We start from the raw sequence: 16,423 nt of genomic DNA, 5'->3' as shown, positions 1-16,423 counted from the left end.
ACGCGGCCATTACAAGTGTAGCCGCAAACGCGCCCCGCCTCCCCCCCGTCATTCTCCAAGGTAGGCCTGCCGGACTTGCGGGTCGTGCAGCAGGACGCTGGCCTCGCCCGAGAGTGTCACCAGGCCGCTCTCGAGCACGTAGGCGCGGCGGCTCGCTTCCAGCGCGAGTCTCGCGTTCTGCTCGACCAGCAGCATCGTCACGCCCTCCGCGGCGATGAGCCGGATCACCTCGAAGATGCGCTCCACCATGAGGGGCGCGAGCCCCATGCTCGGCTCGTCGAGCAGCAACAGCCGGGGCCGGCTCATGAGCGCGCGGCCGATGGCGAGCATCTGCTGCTCGCCCCCGGACATCGTGCCGGCCGTCTGGCGGCGGCGCTCCTTCAGGCGCGGGAACAGCGTGAAGACGCGATCGATGTCGCTCGCGATGGCGGCGCGGTCGCGGCGGGTGTAGGCGCCCATCTCGAGGTTCTCCTCGATGGTGAGCTGGGGAAAGACGCCGCGCCCCTCGGGGACGAGGGCGATTCCCTTCCTCGCAACCTCGTGGGGCTTGCGGCCCGCGATGTCCTCGCCGTCATAGACGATGCGGCCGGCTGCGCGCGCGAGCCCGGTGATGGCGCGCAGCGTGGTGGTCTTGCCCGCTCCGTTGGCGCCGATGAGGCAGACCAGCTCGCCCTGCTCCACCGTGAGGTCGATGCCCTTCACGGCGCGGATGCCGCCGTAATGGACTTCGACCATTTCCAGTGCGAGGAGGCTCATCGGTGGCTGGCGGATGCGAAAGACGGGGACACGGATGAACACGGATGAACACGGATGAAAGCATATTGGATCGGGTTCATCGCCGGTGGGCCCGCCTGCGAACATTTCGATGGACTGAAAGCGCCCCGACCAACTGCATGCAGGTCCCCAGGTGAGCTTACCGATGGACAGAAATCTCCCCGGGCCATTTCTGATAATCCGTGTTCATCCGTGTCCCCGTCTTTGGGTAGCGTCACTCGCTGACACCCGCCTCGTGGCGCTGCGCCCCCAGGTAGGCCTCGATCACCTTGGGATCGCGTCGCACGTCGTTCGGAAGACCCTCGGCGATGCGCCGGCCGTAGTCGAGCACCAGCACGCGGTCGCACAGTCCCATCACCAGGCGCATGTCGTGCTCGATGATGAGGATGGTCGTGCCGTCCTTGCGGATGGAGTCGAGGAGCTTGCGCAGGTCCTGCTTCTCCGTCGCGTTCATGCCGGCCGCGGGCTCGTCGAGGGCGAGGAGCTTCGGGTCGGTGGCGAGCGCGCGGGCGATTTCCAGACGGCGCTGGTCGCCGTAGGGAAGGTGGCGCGCGAACTCGTTGCCGCGCGAGCCGATGCCCACGTAGTCCAGCAGTTCGCGGGCGCGCTTCACGATCGCCGCCTCTTCGGCGCGCGTGGCCGGGTTGCGCACGATGGCGCCCAGCACGCCCGCCTTCGTCCGCACGTGGCGGCCGATCATGACGTTCTCGAGGGCCGACAGGTTCGCGAACAGGCGGATGTTCTGGAAGGTGCGCGCAATGCCGAGCGCGGCGATGCGGTCCGGGGTCGCCTCGACGAGCGCGCGGCTCTCGAAGCGGAACTGGCCCTCGTCGTGCCTGTAGAGGCCGGTGAGCACGTTGAAGAGTGTTGTCTTGCCCGCGCCGTTGGGGCCGATGAGCCCGTAGATCTCGCCCTTGCGGATGGAAAAGCTCACCTCCGAGAGCGCGGTGAGGCCGCCGAAGCGCTTGGTGACGCGCTCGATCTCGAGGAGAGGCGCGGCCTGCATCTCAGGCGCCGTCATCGTTCCCGCGCCCCGTCGAGAGTTCACGCTTTCTCACCGCCGAGGGCAGGAGCCCCGCAGGCCTCACGAGCATCATCACCACCATCGCCAGCCCGAAGAGGAGCATGCGGATCACCTCCGGATCGATGAGCGAGCGGCCGAAGAGCATGCGCTGCGCGGGCTCCACGGTGTAGCGCAGGACCTCGGGCACGAAGGAGAGCAGGACCGCGCCCAGGACGACCCCCCAGATGTTGCCCATGCCGCCGAGCACGACCATGGCAAGGACCATCACGCTCTCGGTGAGGATGAAGCTCTCCGGGCTGATGAAGCCCTGGATGGCGGAGAACATGCCCCCCGCGACGCCTCCGAAGGAGGCCCCCATCGCGAAGGCCAGCAGCTTCATGCGCGTGGTGTTGATGCCCATGGCACGCGCGGCCATCTCGTCCTCGCGAATCGCCTCCCACGCGCGGCCGATCCGCGAATCCTGCAGGCGCAGGTTCACGACGATGACCACGAGCAGGACCGCGAGCAGGAAGAAGTAGTACTTGATGGTGCCGGAAAGCGCGATCTCGCCGATGCGGGTCGTCGAGGAGAAATCGAGCCCGAAGAAGCGGATGGGGTCGATGGTGGCGATGCCCTTGGGCCCGTTGGTGAGGTTGAAGGGCTCGGAGAGGTTGTTGAGGAAGATGCGGATGATCTCCCCGAATCCGAGCGTCACGATGGCGAGGTAGTCGCCGCGCAGCCTGAGCGTGGGCGCGCCCAGGATCACGCCGAAGGTGCATGCCACCGCCGCGCCGATGGGAAGGATCGCCCACCACGGCAGGTGCAGGCCGAAGTGCGGCGAGGCGAGGAGGGCGTACACGTAGGCGCCGACCGCGTAGAAGGCGATGTAGCCCAGGTCGAGCAGCCCCGCGAACCCCACGACGATGTTCAGGCCCAGCGACAGGAGCACGAAGAGGATCGCGAGGTTCGTGATCCTCACCCATGCGGTACCGGCCATCGCGAGGGCGAAGGGCAGCGCCACCAGAGCGATCGCGATGAGAGCCACGCCTGCCCATTTCAGGCGTGGACTGTCGCGAAGGGTGGTCAGGGTGCCCATGGTTGCGCAAACCTCGGGAACACGGATGAACACGGATGGACACGGATGAACCCGGATAGGGCGAAAGCAGGATCAGGAAAGGAGGCGATGGACCTCGATGCGGGGGCGGATAGGGCGAAAGCAGGATCAGGAAAGGAGGCGATGGACCTCGATGCGGGGGCGGATAGGGCGAAAGCAGGATCAGGAAAGGAGGCGATGGACCTCGATGCGGGGGCGGCCGAAGTTGATGACGAGACCGGTATGAAGGCCCGTTGCGCGCAGGTAGTTGAGGCATTGCGCCTTGTGGCCGGGCGAGACGGCGTCGGCAACCTTGAGTTCGATGACCAGGGCTTGATCGACAAGCAAATCCGCCTGGCAGATGCCCACCACCTCGCCCCGGTACCTGACATCGATGGGGCGCTGATGCTCCACGTCATGGCCGGCGAGTCGAAGCTCGATGGCGAGTGCGTTCTCATAGACCTTCTCGACGAACCCGATACCCAGGCCATTCGCTACCCGAAACGCGGCACCGATCACGCTTCGGGAAACGTCCGCAGATCCCTTCAATCCGAAATCCGTGTTCATCCGTGTTCATCCGTGTCCCCGCCTTTGAGTGGCGTAACTTGATAACGCTCACCTAGGCCCGGTCGCCGACACGCTCGCCCAGGAGCCCGGAAGGCCGGAACACCAGGACGAGGATGAGGACGATGAAGGCGTACACGTCCTTGTAGTTGCTGCCGAAGAGGCTCGACTCCGGACTCGCCGCGCACACGTCCGAGAAGCCCGGGAGGAACTCGTCCAGCAGGCACACGTTCGTGAAGTCGCCCACGTAGCCCGCGCCCAGCGATTCGATGAGCCCCATGAGGATGCCGCCGAGGACTGCGCCCGCAAGGTTGCCGATGCCGCCCAGCACCGCGGCGCTGAAGGCCTTGAGACCCAGGAGGAACCCCATCTGGTAGTGCGCGACGCCGTAATAGCTGCCCACCATGACGCCCGCCACGGCGCCCAGCGCCGCGCCGATCACGAAGGTGGCCGAGATCACGCGGTTGATGTCGATGCCCATGAGCCCGGCCACCAGCGGATTCTGCGAGGTGGCGCGCATCGCGATGCCGAGTTGCGTGCGGTAAACCAGGGCCAGGAGCGCGCCCATCATCGCCATCGAGGTGACGATGATCGCGACCTGCACGTTGCTGATGGCCGCACTCGTCTCGGATGTCCCGAGGTGGTAGAGCTTGAGCTCGATGATCTGCGGGAAAGCGATGATGTTGCGGCTCCAGACGAGGAGCGCCAGGTGCTGCAGGACCATCGAGACGCCGATCGCCGTGATGAGGGGGGCCAGGCGCGGCGCGTTGCGCAGCGGCCGGTAGGCGACGCGCTCGACCACGTAGCCCACGGCCACGCATACCGGGACGGCCACGAGGATCCCGGCTCCCACGATCACGAGCGGCGGCAGACCCAAGGGGGCGAGCGCCACGATCACCGAGAAGGCGACCATACAGCCGATCATCACCACTTCGCCGTGCGCGAAATTGATGAGCTGCACGATGCCATAGACCATCGTGTAGCCCAGCGCCACGACGGCGTACACGCAGCCGAGCGTGAGTCCGTTCACCACCTGCTGGAGGAAGGTATCCAGGTCACCGCTCCTTGATCTACAGCCGGATTCTACGGGAGGTAGGCCAAAAAAAACGGCACCGTTTCCGGTGCCGCTTTCGATCGTTTCGTGCTTCTTCTTCTTCTCGTCTTTCTTCGCTTCTTATTTCTTGGGCTCTGCCGCGGGGGCAGCGGCGGGCGCCGCGGGGGCGGCGGCAGCGGGCTGGGCGAACGGCGTCGAGACGCCGCCCTTCACGATCGCCACGGGGGCAACCTTGCCGTCCTTGCCCATGCGGAAGATCGTCATCTCGGCATCCTTGCGGTCGCCCTTGGCATCGAATTCGACCTTGCCGGTGGCGCCCTGGAACGAGACATTGAAGATCTCGGGAGCGAACTTCGCGGGATCGACGGAGTTGGCCTTCTTCATGGCCTCGACGATGGCGATGGCGCCGTCGTAGAAGTAGGGCGCGTACTGCTTGATCTCGCCGAACTTCGCCTTGAAGGCATCCTGGAACTCCTTGCTGGAGGCCACGGCCGGAAGTCCCGCCTGCGAGCATGCCAAGCCTTCGGCCGCCGCACCGGCGAGCTTCGACATCTCGTCCGTGCAGGCGCCGTCGCCGAAAGCGAACACCGCCTTGATGCCCAATTCGCGAGCCTGCTTGAGCATCGGCCCGCCGGTGGCGTCCATGCCGCCATGGAAGATGACGTCCGGTTTCTTCGCCTTGATCTTGGTGAGGATCGCCTTGAAGTCCGTTTCCTTGTCGGTGGTGCGCTCGCGGGCGACGATCGCGACCTTCGCGCCCTTGAGGGCCTTCTCGACCTCGTTGGCGAGACCTTCGCCGTAGGCGGTCTTGTCGTCGATGATGGCGACCTTCTTGGCCTTCAGCTCGCCGGCGATGTAGGCGGCGATGGCCGGGCCCTGCTGGTCGTCGCGTCCGACCGTGCGGAAGACGGTCTTGAGCCCGCGCTCGGTGAGCGTCGGGTTGGTGGCCGCGCCGGAAATCACCGGAATGCCGGCCTTGTTGTAGATCTCGGAGGCGGGAATCGTCACGCCCGAATTCAGGTGTCCGATGACGGCGGCGACCTTGGCGTCCACGAGCTTCTGCGCGACGGTGGTGCCCGTCTTCGGGTCGGCCTGGTCGTCCTCGCTCACCATCTTGAAGGTGACGGGCTTGCCGTCGATCACGATCTTCTCGGCGTTGGCTTGCTGCACCGCGAGCGCGACGCCGTTCTCGTCGTCCTTGCCGAGGTGGGCGATCGAGCCCGTGAGGGGGCCCGCATGGGCGATGGTGACGGTGATGCCGACGGGGGCTTCCGCCTTCGGGGCAGGCGGCACTTCCGTCTTGCCGCACGCGGCGGCGCCCAGCGCAAGGACCACAGCCAGCGCGAGCTTGGTGGAACGGGTCATGGGTGAATCTCCTGATGAAATGGGGGTAAGGGGTGAAGCGAAAGGGTGAAGCCCGCGATTATAGGACCTTCCCAATGAAAAAGCCGACGCTAGGTCGGCTTTTCCTTGTAAGCAGGCGCTTACATTACTTGGTGGCGAGAACCCATTTGACGAGGGTCGCGATGTCAGCGTCCTTCACGTTGGCATTCGGGGGCATCGGAACCTGTCCCCAGGTGCCCACGCCGCCCTTCTTGACCTTCTCGATGAGCATGGCCTCGGCCTTGGGGTTGCCCTTGTACTTGGCCGCAACATCCTTGTAGGCGGGACCGACCAGCTTCTTGTCCACGGCGTGGCAGGCGGTGCAGGCGGACTTCGTCGCGAGCTCCAGGTTGGCCAGCGCGGGGGCGGCGGTGAACGCGAGGCCGAGGGCCGCGATGATGAGACCGGACTTCTTCATTTGGAACTTCTCCTTAGGCGGAACGGTTGGGGGTGGGCGCGTCACCCATCATTTTCGGGGGTTTCAGCGTTTCGCGCAATTGTCCCGGCTCCGCGATTGGAGCCATGCATATAACGCCCTTGCAGACCCAGGCGTTGACCGAGGGACCGGCCGGCTTCGCGAGCGCAGGAGGAAGCCCGGTCGCGGCGCCGGGAACGAGCAGCACCAGCGCATCCGGGCGGTAATCGCGCCGCAGCGCCTCGCGCCACGGGCCGAACCCCGCTTCGGGGCCGTTCACGATCACGGTGGTGGGCGGGCGGAGCGTTTCCTCCAGCGCCGCCAGGAGACTGCCGAAGCCGGCGGGGCTGCGCTCGAGCGCAGGCCAGAAGAGGGCGAGCGTGCCCTCGGCGGCGAGCTGGAAGCGCATTTCGCCCGACAGGAAGGCCAGCCGGTTGAGCGCCCAGGCGGCGACCCCGTTGCCAGAGGCGGTGGCGTTGTCGTGCCCGGGTTTCGGCCGGTGGATGAGCCGCTCGTGGTCGTGAGAGGTGAAGAAGAATCCTCCGGCGGCCTCGTCGTGGAACGACTCGAGGAGCGCGTCGCCCAGCGCCTCGGCCCAGGCGAGGTCCTCGACCCGGAAGTCGGCCTGGAGCATCTCGATGAGGGCGGCCAGCAGGAAGGCGTAGTCGTCGAGATAGGCGTTGAGATGGGACTTGCCGTCCTTGTGGGTGGCCAGCAGCCGGTCGTTCTTCCACATCGTGCCGCGGATGAAATCGAGCGCGCGGCGGGCGCAGGCGAGCCAATCGGGGCGGTCGAAGACGCGTCCGGCGTGAGCCATCCCGCCGATCATGAGCGCGTTCCAGGAGGTGAGGATCTTGTCGTCGCGGCCCGGGCGGATGCGTTTTTCGCGCGCCGCGAAGAGCTTGGCACGCGCCGAGGCGAGTCGCGATTGTGCGTCGGCCTCGGCGATGCCGAGCGAAGCGGCCACGGCGGCCAGGGGCGTGGCGATGACGGGATTCCAGGCATGGCCCTCGAAATTGGGCTCGCGGTCGAAGCCGTAGTGCGGGATCGCGACGGCCCTCTCATCCGCCGAGAGGAGGGCGTGGACCTCCTCGCGCGTCCACACGGTGAACTTGCCTTCCTCGCCCCCGGAATCGGCATCGAGCGAGGAGTAGTAGCCGCCTTCGGGCGCCTGCATCTCGCGCATCACCCACGCGATCGTCTCTTCCACCGTGCGGGCGAACAGGGAATCGCCCGTGACGGCCCACGCATCGGAATACAGGCGGACGAGCTGGCCGTTGTCGTACAGCATCTTCTCGAAGTGCGGGATGGCCCAGTCGTTGTCCACGCTGTAGCGCGCAAATCCGCCGCCCAGCTGGTCGAAGATGCCACCCTCGGCCATTTTCGCAAGCGTTGTCGTGGCCATGGCGAGTGACCCGGCGTCGCCGCTCGCGGCGTAGTGGCGCAGGCACGTCTCGATGGCGTCCGGGTGAGGAAACTTGGGCGCCTGGCCGAAGCCGCCGCGTTCATGGTCGAAGGTGCTTTCGTGGACGGCGATCGCCTCGCGCAGCGGCGCGTCCGAAAGCGCCGACGGGTGCGCACCCCCTCGCGGCTGCGTGCGTGCGAGGGCGGCGACGAGCTCCCCGTTCTGCGCGTCGATCTCGCCCCGCTTCCCGTCGTAGTAACCGCGAACGCGGCGCATGAGGTCCACGAATCCCGGCAGGCCATAGCGCGCCTGCCTCGGAAAATAGGTGCCCCCGAAGAAGGGTGCCTGTTCGGGCGTGAGGAACATCGTGAGCGGCCAGCCGCCGCTGCGCTGCGTGAGCATCTGCTGCGCGAGCTGGTAGATCTGGTCGATGTCGGGGCGCTCCTCCCGATCGACCTTCACGTTCACGAAGAGGTCGTTCATCACCTTGGCCACCTCGGGGTCCTCGAAGGACTCGTGGGCCATCACGTGGCACCAGTGGCAGGCGGAATAGCCGACGGAAAGGAGGATGGGCTTGCCCGATTCCCTCGCCAGCCGCAGGGCTTCCTCGCCCCAGGGATGCCAGTCGACGGGATTGTCCGCGTGCTGCTGGAGATAGGGGCTGGTTTCTTGCGCGAGTCGGTTGGGCATTTGCGAGTGATGCTAGCGCAAACCTTTGGAACACGGATGAAGCATCGTTCGGTGAATTGGGTTGGGTGTTTGGGAGTGATGCAGGGGTAAACCTTTGGAACACGGATGAACACGGATGATTCATTGATCGGTGAATAGTGGGTGCCAGTGAGCACATCGCTTCGACCGACCACCAACCCGGCTTCATCTCATCTTTATCCGCCTTTATCCGTGTTCATCCGTGTTCCAAAGGTTTACCCCGCCGAATGGCGAAAAGGAACACGAACCAACCCCAGCGCCAGCGCACACCCGAGCAAAGTGATCCCGCAGCCGGCAACGCGCCCCGGCGTGAGCGGCTCGCCCAGGAGCAGCACGCCCCAGACCATGCCGAAGACGGGGATGAGCAGGGTCACCATCAACGCCTTCACGGGACCCAGGTCGGCGATGAGGCGGTAGTACAGGATGAAGGCGAGGCCCGTGCTCAGGACGCCCAGCGCGATCACCGAAACCCAGGCGATCGCCGGAACCGGCGCCGACACCATCGCCCAGGGCGTGAAGGGCGCGAGCGCGGCCGCGGCGACAAGGCAGCTTCCGGTGGCCAGCGCGCTCGACGGCGCGTTCTTGAGGTGGACCTTGGTGAAGACGCTGACCCATCCGTAGCTGGCGCAAGCGAGGAGGACGAGCGCGCAGGCGAGGAGTTCCGCGCCGCTCATCGGCCTGGGCGTCCATCCCATGAGGACCGCGATGCCCGCGATGGAGAGCAGGATGCCGGCCCCCTTTTCCACCGTGAGGCGATCGCGGATCCAGACCGATGCGACGAGAGCCGAGAAGATGGGCGAGGTGGTGTTGAGGATCGCGGCCGTCGAGGCATCGATCGTCTTGAGCGCCGTGCCGATGAGCCAGAAGGGGACCGCCACGCCCATGAAGCCGACCACCACGTAGCCGCGCCAATGGCGGGCGAGCGCGAATGGGCGCCGCGTGACGGCGATGAACGCGGCCAGCACCAGTCCCCCGCTCAGGGTGCGCCCTTCCACGACCCACTCGGCGCCGACGTGCGGCACGGCGATGCGCATGAAGAGATACGACCCTCCCCAAAGCGCCCCGAGCGCCACCAGCCGCGCGAGATCGCCCGGATTCAAGCGGCGGCCGCCACCGGCGCGGCCTCGAGCGCGAGGAGGCGACGCTTGCGCGGCAGGCCCCCCGCATAGCCGGTGAGCGAGCCGTTTGCGCCGACGATGCGGTGGCAGGGCACCACGATCGCGAGCGGGTTGCGGCCCGTGGCGGCCCCCACTGCGCGGGCGGAACCCGGTGACCCCGCGAGGCGCGCGAGTTCGGCGTAGGTGATCGTTTCGCCGACAGGAACCTTCGCGATCTCGCGCCACACCCGTTGCTGGAACGGCGTTCCGCGGGGAGCCAGGGGCAGGTCGAATCGCGTGCGCCGGGCGGCGAAATACTCCGCAACCTGGCGGGCGCACTCGCGAAGCGCCGGAAACGCCGGTTCCTCGATCCAGGCGCAATCGATGGCGGGCGCGTATTTCGCGTCCTCGAAATCGAGGCCAACGAGCTTTCCTTCCTCGGCGATGGCGATCATCGTCCCGAGCGGTGTCGCGATGCGGGCGTAGCGTGTCATGTCATTTCCTTTCGGGAGATTTCTCCAGCGATTTCCACAGGTGCAGGACGGCGTAGGAACGCCACGGCCGCCACGCCTCGGCGCGATCCACGGCCCGGCGGCCATTGGCCTCCCCCATGGCTTTCAGCACCGCGACGTCGGGGTGCGGAAAGGCGTCCGGCCAGGCGAGCGCGCGCATTGCGATGTAGTGCGCGGTCCACGGGCCGATGCCCGGGATCGCCTCGAGCGCTGCAATCGTCTCCTCGACGCGGGAATCGGTCTCCAGCTTCAATCGCCCCGCGGACACCTCGGCCGCCAGCGCATGAATGGCGCGTGCGCGGGCCGCGATGATCCCGAGCGCGGCCATGTCCCCGGTCGTCTGCCTCGCGATCACGCCAGCGGGGGGAAAGAGGCGCTCGAGGCCCGCGTGCGGCGTGTCGATCGCCTCGCCGAATTCGCGCGCGAAGCGGCCCGCGATCGTCGTGGCCGCCTTCACCGTCACCTGCTGGCCGAGGATCGCGCGCACGGCGATCTCGAATCCGTCCATCGCACCCGGCAGGCGCAGGCCCGGGTGCGTCCCGGCGAGCGGCCCGAGGGCAGCGGCGATTTCGTCCGGGCGGCAGGCGAGATCGAAGAGGCCCTTCACGCGCGCGAGGAGCGCGGGAAGCACCCCCGCGAGCGAGCTCGAGACCGTCACCCGCAGTGCCGCCTTCCGTGGCGAGGGGGCGACCTCGATCCAGCCGCTTGCGGGCTTCGGCCCGGCCATGCGCACCGTGCGGCGATAGCGCCCGCCGTCGACCGTCTCCACGCCCGCCACCGCTCGGCCCGCGAGGAAGGCGAGCATCGCGCTCCAGTCGTAGGGCGGCCGGTAGGCGAGGTCGAACGAAAGCCGGTCGGCGTTCGCGTTCGCCGGCACGCGCTTTCGCAGCTCGCCCGGCGTCATCCGGTAGCGCGTCCTGAAGAGGTCGTTGAACCGCCTGAGGCTGGAAAAGCCGCTCGCCATCGCGACCTCGAGCACCGGCAAGGGCGTGTCGGTCAGCAGGCGCTTGGCGAGAAGCAGGCGCTGCGTCTGCGCGTACTCCACGGGCGAGACGCCGAACTCCTCGCCGAACACGCGGCGCAGGTGACGGTCCGTGACGCCGAGTTGGCGCGCGAGGGCGGCGAGGCTCGCGCCCTCGAGGCGCCCGTCCTCGATCCGGTTCGCGGTGGCCCGGGCGAGCCGGCGGTTGGCGTCGACCGTCGCGTAGCCCGGTGCCAGCTCCGGCCGGCAGCGCAGGCACGGGCGGAAGCCCTGGATCTCCGCCGCGGCCGCGCTCGGGAAGAACGAGCAGTTCCTGCGCAGGGGCGTCTTCGCCGTGCATACCGGGCGGCAATAGATGCGCGTGGTGCGCACGCCCACGAAGAAGCGGCCGTCGAAGCGGGCGTCGTGCGTCTTGAGGGCGCGGAAGCACTGGTCGGGGTCGAGATGCATGGACGCATTATCCGCCCGGGTGCGGCGACATGCTCGCCGTTTTCGGACATGCAAATGGCGAAGGGGATCACCCCTTTTCGCTAAAAGGGGTCTGTCCCCTTTTTCGCCTTTTTTGCTACGCCTCCACGGTCTGCGGCTCGTGCGCGACGGGGAAGTTGACCGAGCTGGCGATGAAGCAGTACTCGTGCGCCTTGGCGTGCATCGCCGTGGCCTCGTTCAGGTCGGTGCCGCGCGCCACCGTGACCCGCGGCCGCAACTGTGCCGACAGGATCTTCATCTTCCCCGACGCCGCGTCCTTGCCCAGGACGCAGGTGGCGCGGTCCTCGTAGGCGAGCACCGCCACCCGCTTCTTCGCGGCGAGCGAGAGGTAGGTGAGCATGTGGCAGTGGGCGAGCGCCAGCGTCACCAGCTCCTCGGGGTTGTAGCGCGTGGCCTCGCCGCCAAAGACGGTGGGCGCGGAGCCGGGAAAGGGCGGATGCCCGGGGCTTGCGAGCACGGCATTGCGCGAGAACGCGGGGTCCGGCGGGAGCTTCTGCGCGGGATCGGCGGGCCAGGTGAGGGTCGCTTCAAAGGTGTGGTTGTCGCTCATGTGTTGCTCTCCTTCAGGTTGCGGCCGCCGCGGCGCGGCGCCGCAGGGCCAGCCAAATTGCCGCCGACCCCGCGATCGCGAGGAAGGGAAGCGCCACGTAGTTGAGGGTGTTCCAGCCGGCCGCGTTCACCAGCACCCCCGAGGTGAAGGACGAAGTGGCCGTGGTGCAGAAGACGAGGATCTCGTTGGCGCCCTGCGTCTTCGCCTTCTCGGCCGGGCGGTAGGCCTCCGTGAGGAGTGTCGTGCCGCCCACGTACATGAAGTTCCAGCCCACGCCCAGCAGGGCCAGCGAAAGCCAGAAGTGCGCGTACTGCTGGCCCGAGAGCGCGATGCCCACGCAGGCGAACATGAGCGCGACGCCCGCGAGCATCACGTTCAGCACACCGAAGCGCTGGATGAGGGAGCCGGTGAAGAACGACGGCCCGAACATCGCGATCACGTGCGCGGAGATCACGCTCGCCGCCGCCGCATAGGGCAGCCCGCAGAACCCCATGGCGAGCGGCGTCGAGGTCATGAGCAGGTTCATGACGCCATAGCCCAGCGCGCCCACGACGACGGCGACGATGAAGACCGGCTGCGCCATGATCTCCTTCAGCGGCCGCGTGGCGCCATGGGCCTCGTCGTGCTTCGGGTCCGGGATGCGCAGCCCCGCGAGGATCGCCATCGTCACCAGGCAGAAGCCCAGGAGCGAGGCGTAGGAGGCGAGGAAGGTCGGCTGCACGAGATCGCGCGTGTGCTTGCTCATCTCGGGGCCGATGATGCCGCCCACGAGGCCGCCCGCCATCACCAGCGAGATGGCCTTCGCCTTCCACTGCACCGGCGCCGCATCGGCCGCCGCGAACCGGTAGTACTGCCCGAAGGCGTTGTAGGTGCCCAGGACGAGGGTGCCCAGGACCAGCGTCCAGAAGCTGGACAGGTAGATTCCCAGCGTGGCGATGGCGCCTCCCGCGAGCCCGAACAGCGTCCCCGTCAGGAACCCGTTTCGCCGCCCGACCTTCTTCATCCAGAGCGACGCCGGGAAAGTGGAAAGCGCCGCCCCCACGACGTAGCCGGTGACGGGCAGGGTGGCCAGAACCTTGTTGTCGGCCAGCGCGAACCCCGCCAGCCCGTTGAGCGCGATCAGCGTGACGTTGTTGGTGAAAAGCAGCGCCTGGCAGCAGGCGAGGAGGAAGACGTTGCGGCGGGCATGGTCCATCAGGGTATTCTAATGCACGGCGTGTAGAATCCCGCGTCCATGAACCGGCGGGTTCAGGAAAGCCCGGAGACCCAACCGCGTGGGCCAGAGATGAGCGCAGGATTCCATGAAGCGAAGGGATACCGGCCCGACATTGACGGGCTTCGCGCGATCGCCGTCTGCCTGGTGGTCGCGTTCCACGCATTTCCAGAATATCTTCCCGGCGGTTTCATCGGCGTCGACGTTTTTTTCGTGATCAGCGGGTTCCTCATCACGAGTCTCATCCTGGGGCGCCTGGACGCGGGTGCTTTCAGCTTTGCGGATTTCTACGGGCGACGTGCACGCCGAATTCTCCCGGCGCTGGCCGTAGTTCTCGTGGTGACGCTCGCGATCGGAATGGCCACCCTTTGGCTGGAGGATCTCCAGCGTCTCGGCACGCACGCCCTCGCCAGTGCGTTCTTCGTGCCGAACCTCGTCTTTTGGAACGAGATCGGCTACTTCGATGTCGGCGCCGCAAAAAAGCCGCTCCTGCATCTGTGGTCGCTCGGTGTCGAGGAGCAGTTCTACCTCATTTGGCCGGTCCTGCTCTTCGTCCTGGGGAGCAGGCCCCGGCGGCTCGTTCCATTCCTGTCGCTCATTGTGGCAGCCTCGATCTCGTACAGCGTCTACGCCACATATCGCGATCCGGGCGCCGCGTTCTATTCGCCCTTCTCGAGACTTTGGGAGCTCGGAGTTGGCGGGCTCCTGGCTTCCTGGCGACCCGCGCTGCCGATGCGACGGGAGCTTTCCTTCGCCGGATTGGCCCTGATCGTCGGCAGCGCGCTCCTGCTCTCGGGGTCGAGCCGCTTTCCCGGGTTGCTAGCGATCGCTCCCGTGGCCGGCGCAGCGCTCGTCATCGCAGCTGGCGCACCGGCTCTCGCCTGGAGACCGCTCGTCTGGCTCGGCTTGATCAGCTATCCCGTCTACCTCTGGCACTGGCCGCTGCTGTCTTTCGTCACTATCGGGAAAGTCGCAACGCCGGGTATGCGACTGCTGATCGCGGCGGCCAGCGTGCCTCTGGCGTGGCTCACATTTCGACTGGTCGAGCATCCGATTCGCTTCGGACAGCTGAGGAAATGGGGCGCCGCCATCGGCCTCGGGGGTACGGCCGTCGCGGCGGGTCTTGCCGCCTTCGTATACACAAGCGAGCAGGGGCTCTGGCGCTACCCGCCCGAAATCCGCCCTGTCCTCAAGATCAGTCGATTCGACTATCGGGACGGCTCCCGATTCGGGCGATGCTGGCTTCTCGACACCCTCGACCCATTTGGCACGGAGTGTCGCAGTCGGTCCGTCGTCGTATGGGGAGACTCGCATGCCGCGCGCCTGTTCCCGGGCCTCGAAGCAAACCTTGGCGGGGTCGGCCAATTCACTCGCAGCAGTTGCCTTCCGATTCTGAGAAAAGATGCGGATCCCTGTGCGGTCGGCAATTTGCAGGTCATGGAAGAGATTCGACGCGCGCGACCCGGGCGGGTCATCGTCATGGCCGCATGGCTGAATTACACGATTCACGATCGCCTCGACGCGAACTGGGCATTTGCCGATGACTTGCGCAAGACGTTGCGGGAAGTTCGGGCCGCGGGGGTGGCCGATGTCGTCCTGGTCGGCCCGTTTCCCGTCTTCCAGCCGTTTCTGCCGGAGGCGGTCTACCAGTACTGGTCGAGGCAGGGTCACCTGCCGGATCGGCTTGCTCCTGCCCTCAAACAGTACGAGGCGACCGATTCGTTTCTCGCGGCCATCGCGGCCGGTGAAGGAGCGAGATTCCTCTCCCTGTATTCCGCGCTGTGCCATGCAGGAGAATGCGTGACTCACACGCCCGGAGCCGACGACGACCTGCTGACGTGGGATTCGGGTCACCTGACGACCTCCGGCGCGACTTATGTTGCGAGGCTCCTGGAATTGGACCGGGCACCTGTTGTACTCGAGGTGTCCGACGATCTGCGCAAGGATGCGCATCGGTGAGTCCCGCAGGGTCTGCCTGAACGCACGGGGGAGGCCGGCAGCAGGCGGAAAGCGCCCGGTCGCGGGGGGCACTTGACGGGCTTGGAAAGCCGACCGCCCGGGAATCCCTGATAATGAAAACTTCCCACTGCAAGGCGCCTTCAACGATGAACTACAAGCGACTCGGCCGCTCGGGCCTCAAGGTGAGCGAGCTTTCCTTCGGCTCTTGGGTGACCTACGGCAACCAGCTCGACGCGAAGGCCGCCGGCGAATGCATGGCCGCCGCGTGGGACCTGGGCGTCAACTTCTTCGACAACGCCGAGGTGTACGCCGCGGGCGAGAGCGAACGCATCATGGGGGAAGTGCTGAAGAAGCTCGCCTGGCCACGCCTGAAGTTCGTGGTCTCGACCAAATTCTTCTGGGGCATCACCGACGGCCCCAACGCGAAGAACACGCTCAACCGCAAGTACCTGATGCAGGCGATCGACGCCTCGCTCAAGCGCCTGCAGCTCGACCACGTGGATCTCGTGTACTGCCACCGGCCGGACCCGGAGACGCCCATCGAGGAGACGGTGTGGGCGATGCACGACATGATCAGGCAGGGCAAGGCCCTCTACTGGGGCACCTCCGAGTGGAGCGCCTCCGAGATCATGGCCGCGTGGCAGATCGCCGAGCGGCACCACCTGGCCAAGCCCGTCGTCGAGCAGCCGCAGTACAACCTGTTCCACAGGAAGCGCGTGGAAAGCGAGTACCGCCACCTCTACCACGACATCGGGCTGGGCCTCACCACGTGGAGCCCGCTCGCCTCGGGGCTGCTTACGGGCAAGTACCGCGGCGGCGTCCCGAAGGACAGCCGCGGCGCCATCCCGCGCATGAGTTTCCTCGTCCCGGAACTCACGGACGCGAAGCGAAATGCCGTGGTGGACTCGCTGGAGCACGTTGCGAAGGAGCTGGGCTGCACGCTTTCCCAGCTCGCCATCGCCTGGTGCGCCAAGAACCCGCACGTCTCCTCCGTCATCACGGGCGCCTCGCGCGTCGAGCAGGTGAAGGAGAACCTGATGGCGCTGGAGGTGGTGCCGCGGATCACCGCGCCGATGATGGACCGTATCGAGGGGATCGTCGCCGGGCACTGGGATTAGCGGTACGCCACGCGGGGAGTTTGATCCGCGTCAGGAGTCGGCGGGAATCTTCCCAGCTTAATGGAAGCTCGCCGGAGTGCGTCCCCTGTTCACCCTTCTCCAGA

General features: G+C 66.7%; 15 protein-coding genes. 2 read left to right on the top strand and 13 right to left on the bottom strand.

Going from position 1 to position 16,423, the window contains the following annotated elements:
• Positions 1 to 48: 48 nt before the first annotated feature.
• The 13 genes from IPP91_07530 to IPP91_07470 form a co-directional block, all read right to left on the bottom strand.
• Positions 49 to 756: an ABC transporter ATP-binding protein gene (locus IPP91_07530; GenBank protein ID MBL0141915.1), complete on the bottom strand. Its 708-nt coding sequence runs from the start codon at positions 754 to 756 to the stop codon at positions 49 to 51.
• Positions 757 to 988: 232 nt separating this feature from the next.
• Positions 989 to 1,780, bottom strand: coding sequence for an ABC transporter ATP-binding protein (locus IPP91_07525; protein MBL0141914.1), 792 nt, complete (start codon positions 1,778 to 1,780; stop codon positions 989 to 991).
• A 1-nt stretch (position 1,781) separates the two neighbouring features.
• A complete protein-coding gene (locus IPP91_07520; GenBank protein MBL0141913.1) occupies positions 1,782 to 2,873 on the bottom strand; it encodes an ABC transporter ATP-binding protein in 1,092 nt (363 codons plus the stop codon).
• Between the two features lie 180 nt (positions 2,874 to 3,053).
• Positions 3,054 to 3,437, bottom strand: a complete 384-nt coding sequence (locus IPP91_07515) for a GxxExxY protein (GenBank protein MBL0141912.1) — start codon at positions 3,435 to 3,437, stop codon at positions 3,054 to 3,056.
• A gap of 52 nt (positions 3,438 to 3,489) precedes the next feature.
• Positions 3,490 to 4,488 (bottom strand): branched-chain amino acid ABC transporter permease, encoded by a 999-nt coding sequence (locus IPP91_07510; protein ID MBL0141911.1) that lies wholly within the window; start codon positions 4,486 to 4,488, stop codon positions 3,490 to 3,492.
• 120 nt (positions 4,489 to 4,608) lie between these two features.
• Positions 4,609 to 5,853: a branched-chain amino acid ABC transporter substrate-binding protein gene (locus IPP91_07505; protein ID MBL0141910.1), complete on the bottom strand. Its 1,245-nt coding sequence runs from the start codon at positions 5,851 to 5,853 to the stop codon at positions 4,609 to 4,611.
• Between the two features lie 124 nt (positions 5,854 to 5,977).
• Positions 5,978 to 6,289: a c-type cytochrome gene (locus IPP91_07500; protein MBL0141909.1), complete on the bottom strand. Its 312-nt coding sequence runs from the start codon at positions 6,287 to 6,289 to the stop codon at positions 5,978 to 5,980.
• A gap of 13 nt (positions 6,290 to 6,302) precedes the next feature.
• On the bottom strand, positions 6,303 to 8,381 hold the full coding sequence (locus IPP91_07495) for a thioredoxin domain-containing protein (protein ID MBL0141908.1): 2,079 nt from the start codon (positions 8,379 to 8,381) through the stop codon (positions 6,303 to 6,305).
• A gap of 233 nt (positions 8,382 to 8,614) precedes the next feature.
• Complete coding sequence (locus IPP91_07490) at positions 8,615 to 9,499, bottom strand: DMT family transporter (protein MBL0141907.1); 885 nt, start codon at positions 9,497 to 9,499, stop codon at positions 8,615 to 8,617.
• Positions 9,496 to 9,990: a methylated-DNA--[protein]-cysteine S-methyltransferase gene (locus tag IPP91_07485; protein MBL0141906.1), complete on the bottom strand. Its 495-nt coding sequence runs from the start codon at positions 9,988 to 9,990 to the stop codon at positions 9,496 to 9,498. Before IPP91_07485 ends, IPP91_07490 begins: the two co-directional genes overlap by 4 nt.
• A gap of 1 nt (position 9,991) precedes the next feature.
• A complete protein-coding gene (gene alkA / locus IPP91_07480; GenBank protein MBL0141905.1) occupies positions 9,992 to 11,440 on the bottom strand; it encodes a DNA-3-methyladenine glycosylase 2 in 1,449 nt (482 codons plus the stop codon).
• 115 nt (positions 11,441 to 11,555) lie between these two features.
• Positions 11,556 to 12,029: an OsmC family protein gene (locus IPP91_07475; protein MBL0141904.1), complete on the bottom strand. Its 474-nt coding sequence runs from the start codon at positions 12,027 to 12,029 to the stop codon at positions 11,556 to 11,558.
• Positions 12,030 to 12,042: 13 nt separating this feature from the next.
• Positions 12,043 to 13,224 (bottom strand): MFS transporter, encoded by a 1,182-nt coding sequence (locus IPP91_07470; protein ID MBL0141903.1) that lies wholly within the window; start codon positions 13,222 to 13,224, stop codon positions 12,043 to 12,045.
• Between the two features lie 90 nt (positions 13,225 to 13,314).
• On the opposite strand from IPP91_07470, the gene IPP91_07465 reads away from it, so the two are divergent.
• Positions 13,315 to 15,201 (top strand): acyltransferase, encoded by a 1,887-nt coding sequence (locus IPP91_07465; protein MBL0141902.1) that lies wholly within the window; start codon positions 13,315 to 13,317, stop codon positions 15,199 to 15,201.
• Positions 15,202 to 15,347: 146 nt separating this feature from the next.
• A complete protein-coding gene (locus tag IPP91_07460) occupies positions 15,348 to 16,319 on the top strand; it encodes an aldo/keto reductase (protein ID MBL0141901.1) in 972 nt (323 codons plus the stop codon).
• Positions 16,320 to 16,423 lie beyond the last annotated feature (104 nt).

The sequence above is a fragment of the Betaproteobacteria bacterium genome (genome assembly GCA_016720855.1).
GTDB lineage: Bacteria > Pseudomonadota > Gammaproteobacteria > Burkholderiales > Usitatibacteraceae > FEB-7.
The sequence above is the reverse complement of the archived record's forward strand: the minus strand, read 5'-3'. Positions and strand labels throughout refer to the sequence as shown.

Excerpts from the sequence above, each read along its gene's own strand:
- IPP91_07530 (MBL0141915.1), bottom strand. The coding sequence starts at position 756 with ATGAGCCTCCTCGCACTGGAAATGGTCGAAGTCCATTACGGCGGCATC.
- IPP91_07525 (MBL0141914.1), bottom strand. The coding sequence starts at position 1,780 with ATGCAGGCCGCGCCTCTCCTCGAGATCGAGCGCGTCACCAAGCGCTTC.
- IPP91_07520 (MBL0141913.1), bottom strand. The coding sequence starts at position 2,873 with ATGGGCACCCTGACCACCCTTCGCGACAGTCCACGCCTGAAATGGGCA.
- IPP91_07515 (MBL0141912.1), bottom strand. The coding sequence starts at position 3,437 with ATGAACACGGATTTCGGATTGAAGGGATCTGCGGACGTTTCCCGAAGC.
- IPP91_07505 (MBL0141910.1), bottom strand. The coding sequence starts at position 5,853 with ATGACCCGTTCCACCAAGCTCGCGCTGGCTGTGGTCCTTGCGCTGGGC.
- IPP91_07500 (MBL0141909.1), bottom strand. The coding sequence starts at position 6,289 with ATGAAGAAGTCCGGTCTCATCATCGCGGCCCTCGGCCTCGCGTTCACC.
- IPP91_07495 (MBL0141908.1), bottom strand. The coding sequence starts at position 8,381 with ATGCCCAACCGACTCGCGCAAGAAACCAGCCCCTATCTCCAGCAGCAC.
- IPP91_07485 (MBL0141906.1), bottom strand. The coding sequence starts at position 9,990 with ATGACACGCTACGCCCGCATCGCGACACCGCTCGGGACGATGATCGCC.
- alkA (MBL0141905.1), bottom strand. The coding sequence starts at position 11,440 with ATGCATCTCGACCCCGACCAGTGCTTCCGCGCCCTCAAGACGCACGAC.
- IPP91_07475 (MBL0141904.1), bottom strand. The coding sequence starts at position 12,029 with ATGAGCGACAACCACACCTTTGAAGCGACCCTCACCTGGCCCGCCGAT.
- IPP91_07470 (MBL0141903.1), bottom strand. The coding sequence starts at position 13,224 with ATGGACCATGCCCGCCGCAACGTCTTCCTCCTCGCCTGCTGCCAGGCG.
- IPP91_07465 (MBL0141902.1), top strand. The coding sequence starts at position 13,315 with ATGAGCGCAGGATTCCATGAAGCGAAGGGATACCGGCCCGACATTGAC.
- IPP91_07460 (MBL0141901.1), top strand. The coding sequence starts at position 15,348 with ATGAACTACAAGCGACTCGGCCGCTCGGGCCTCAAGGTGAGCGAGCTT.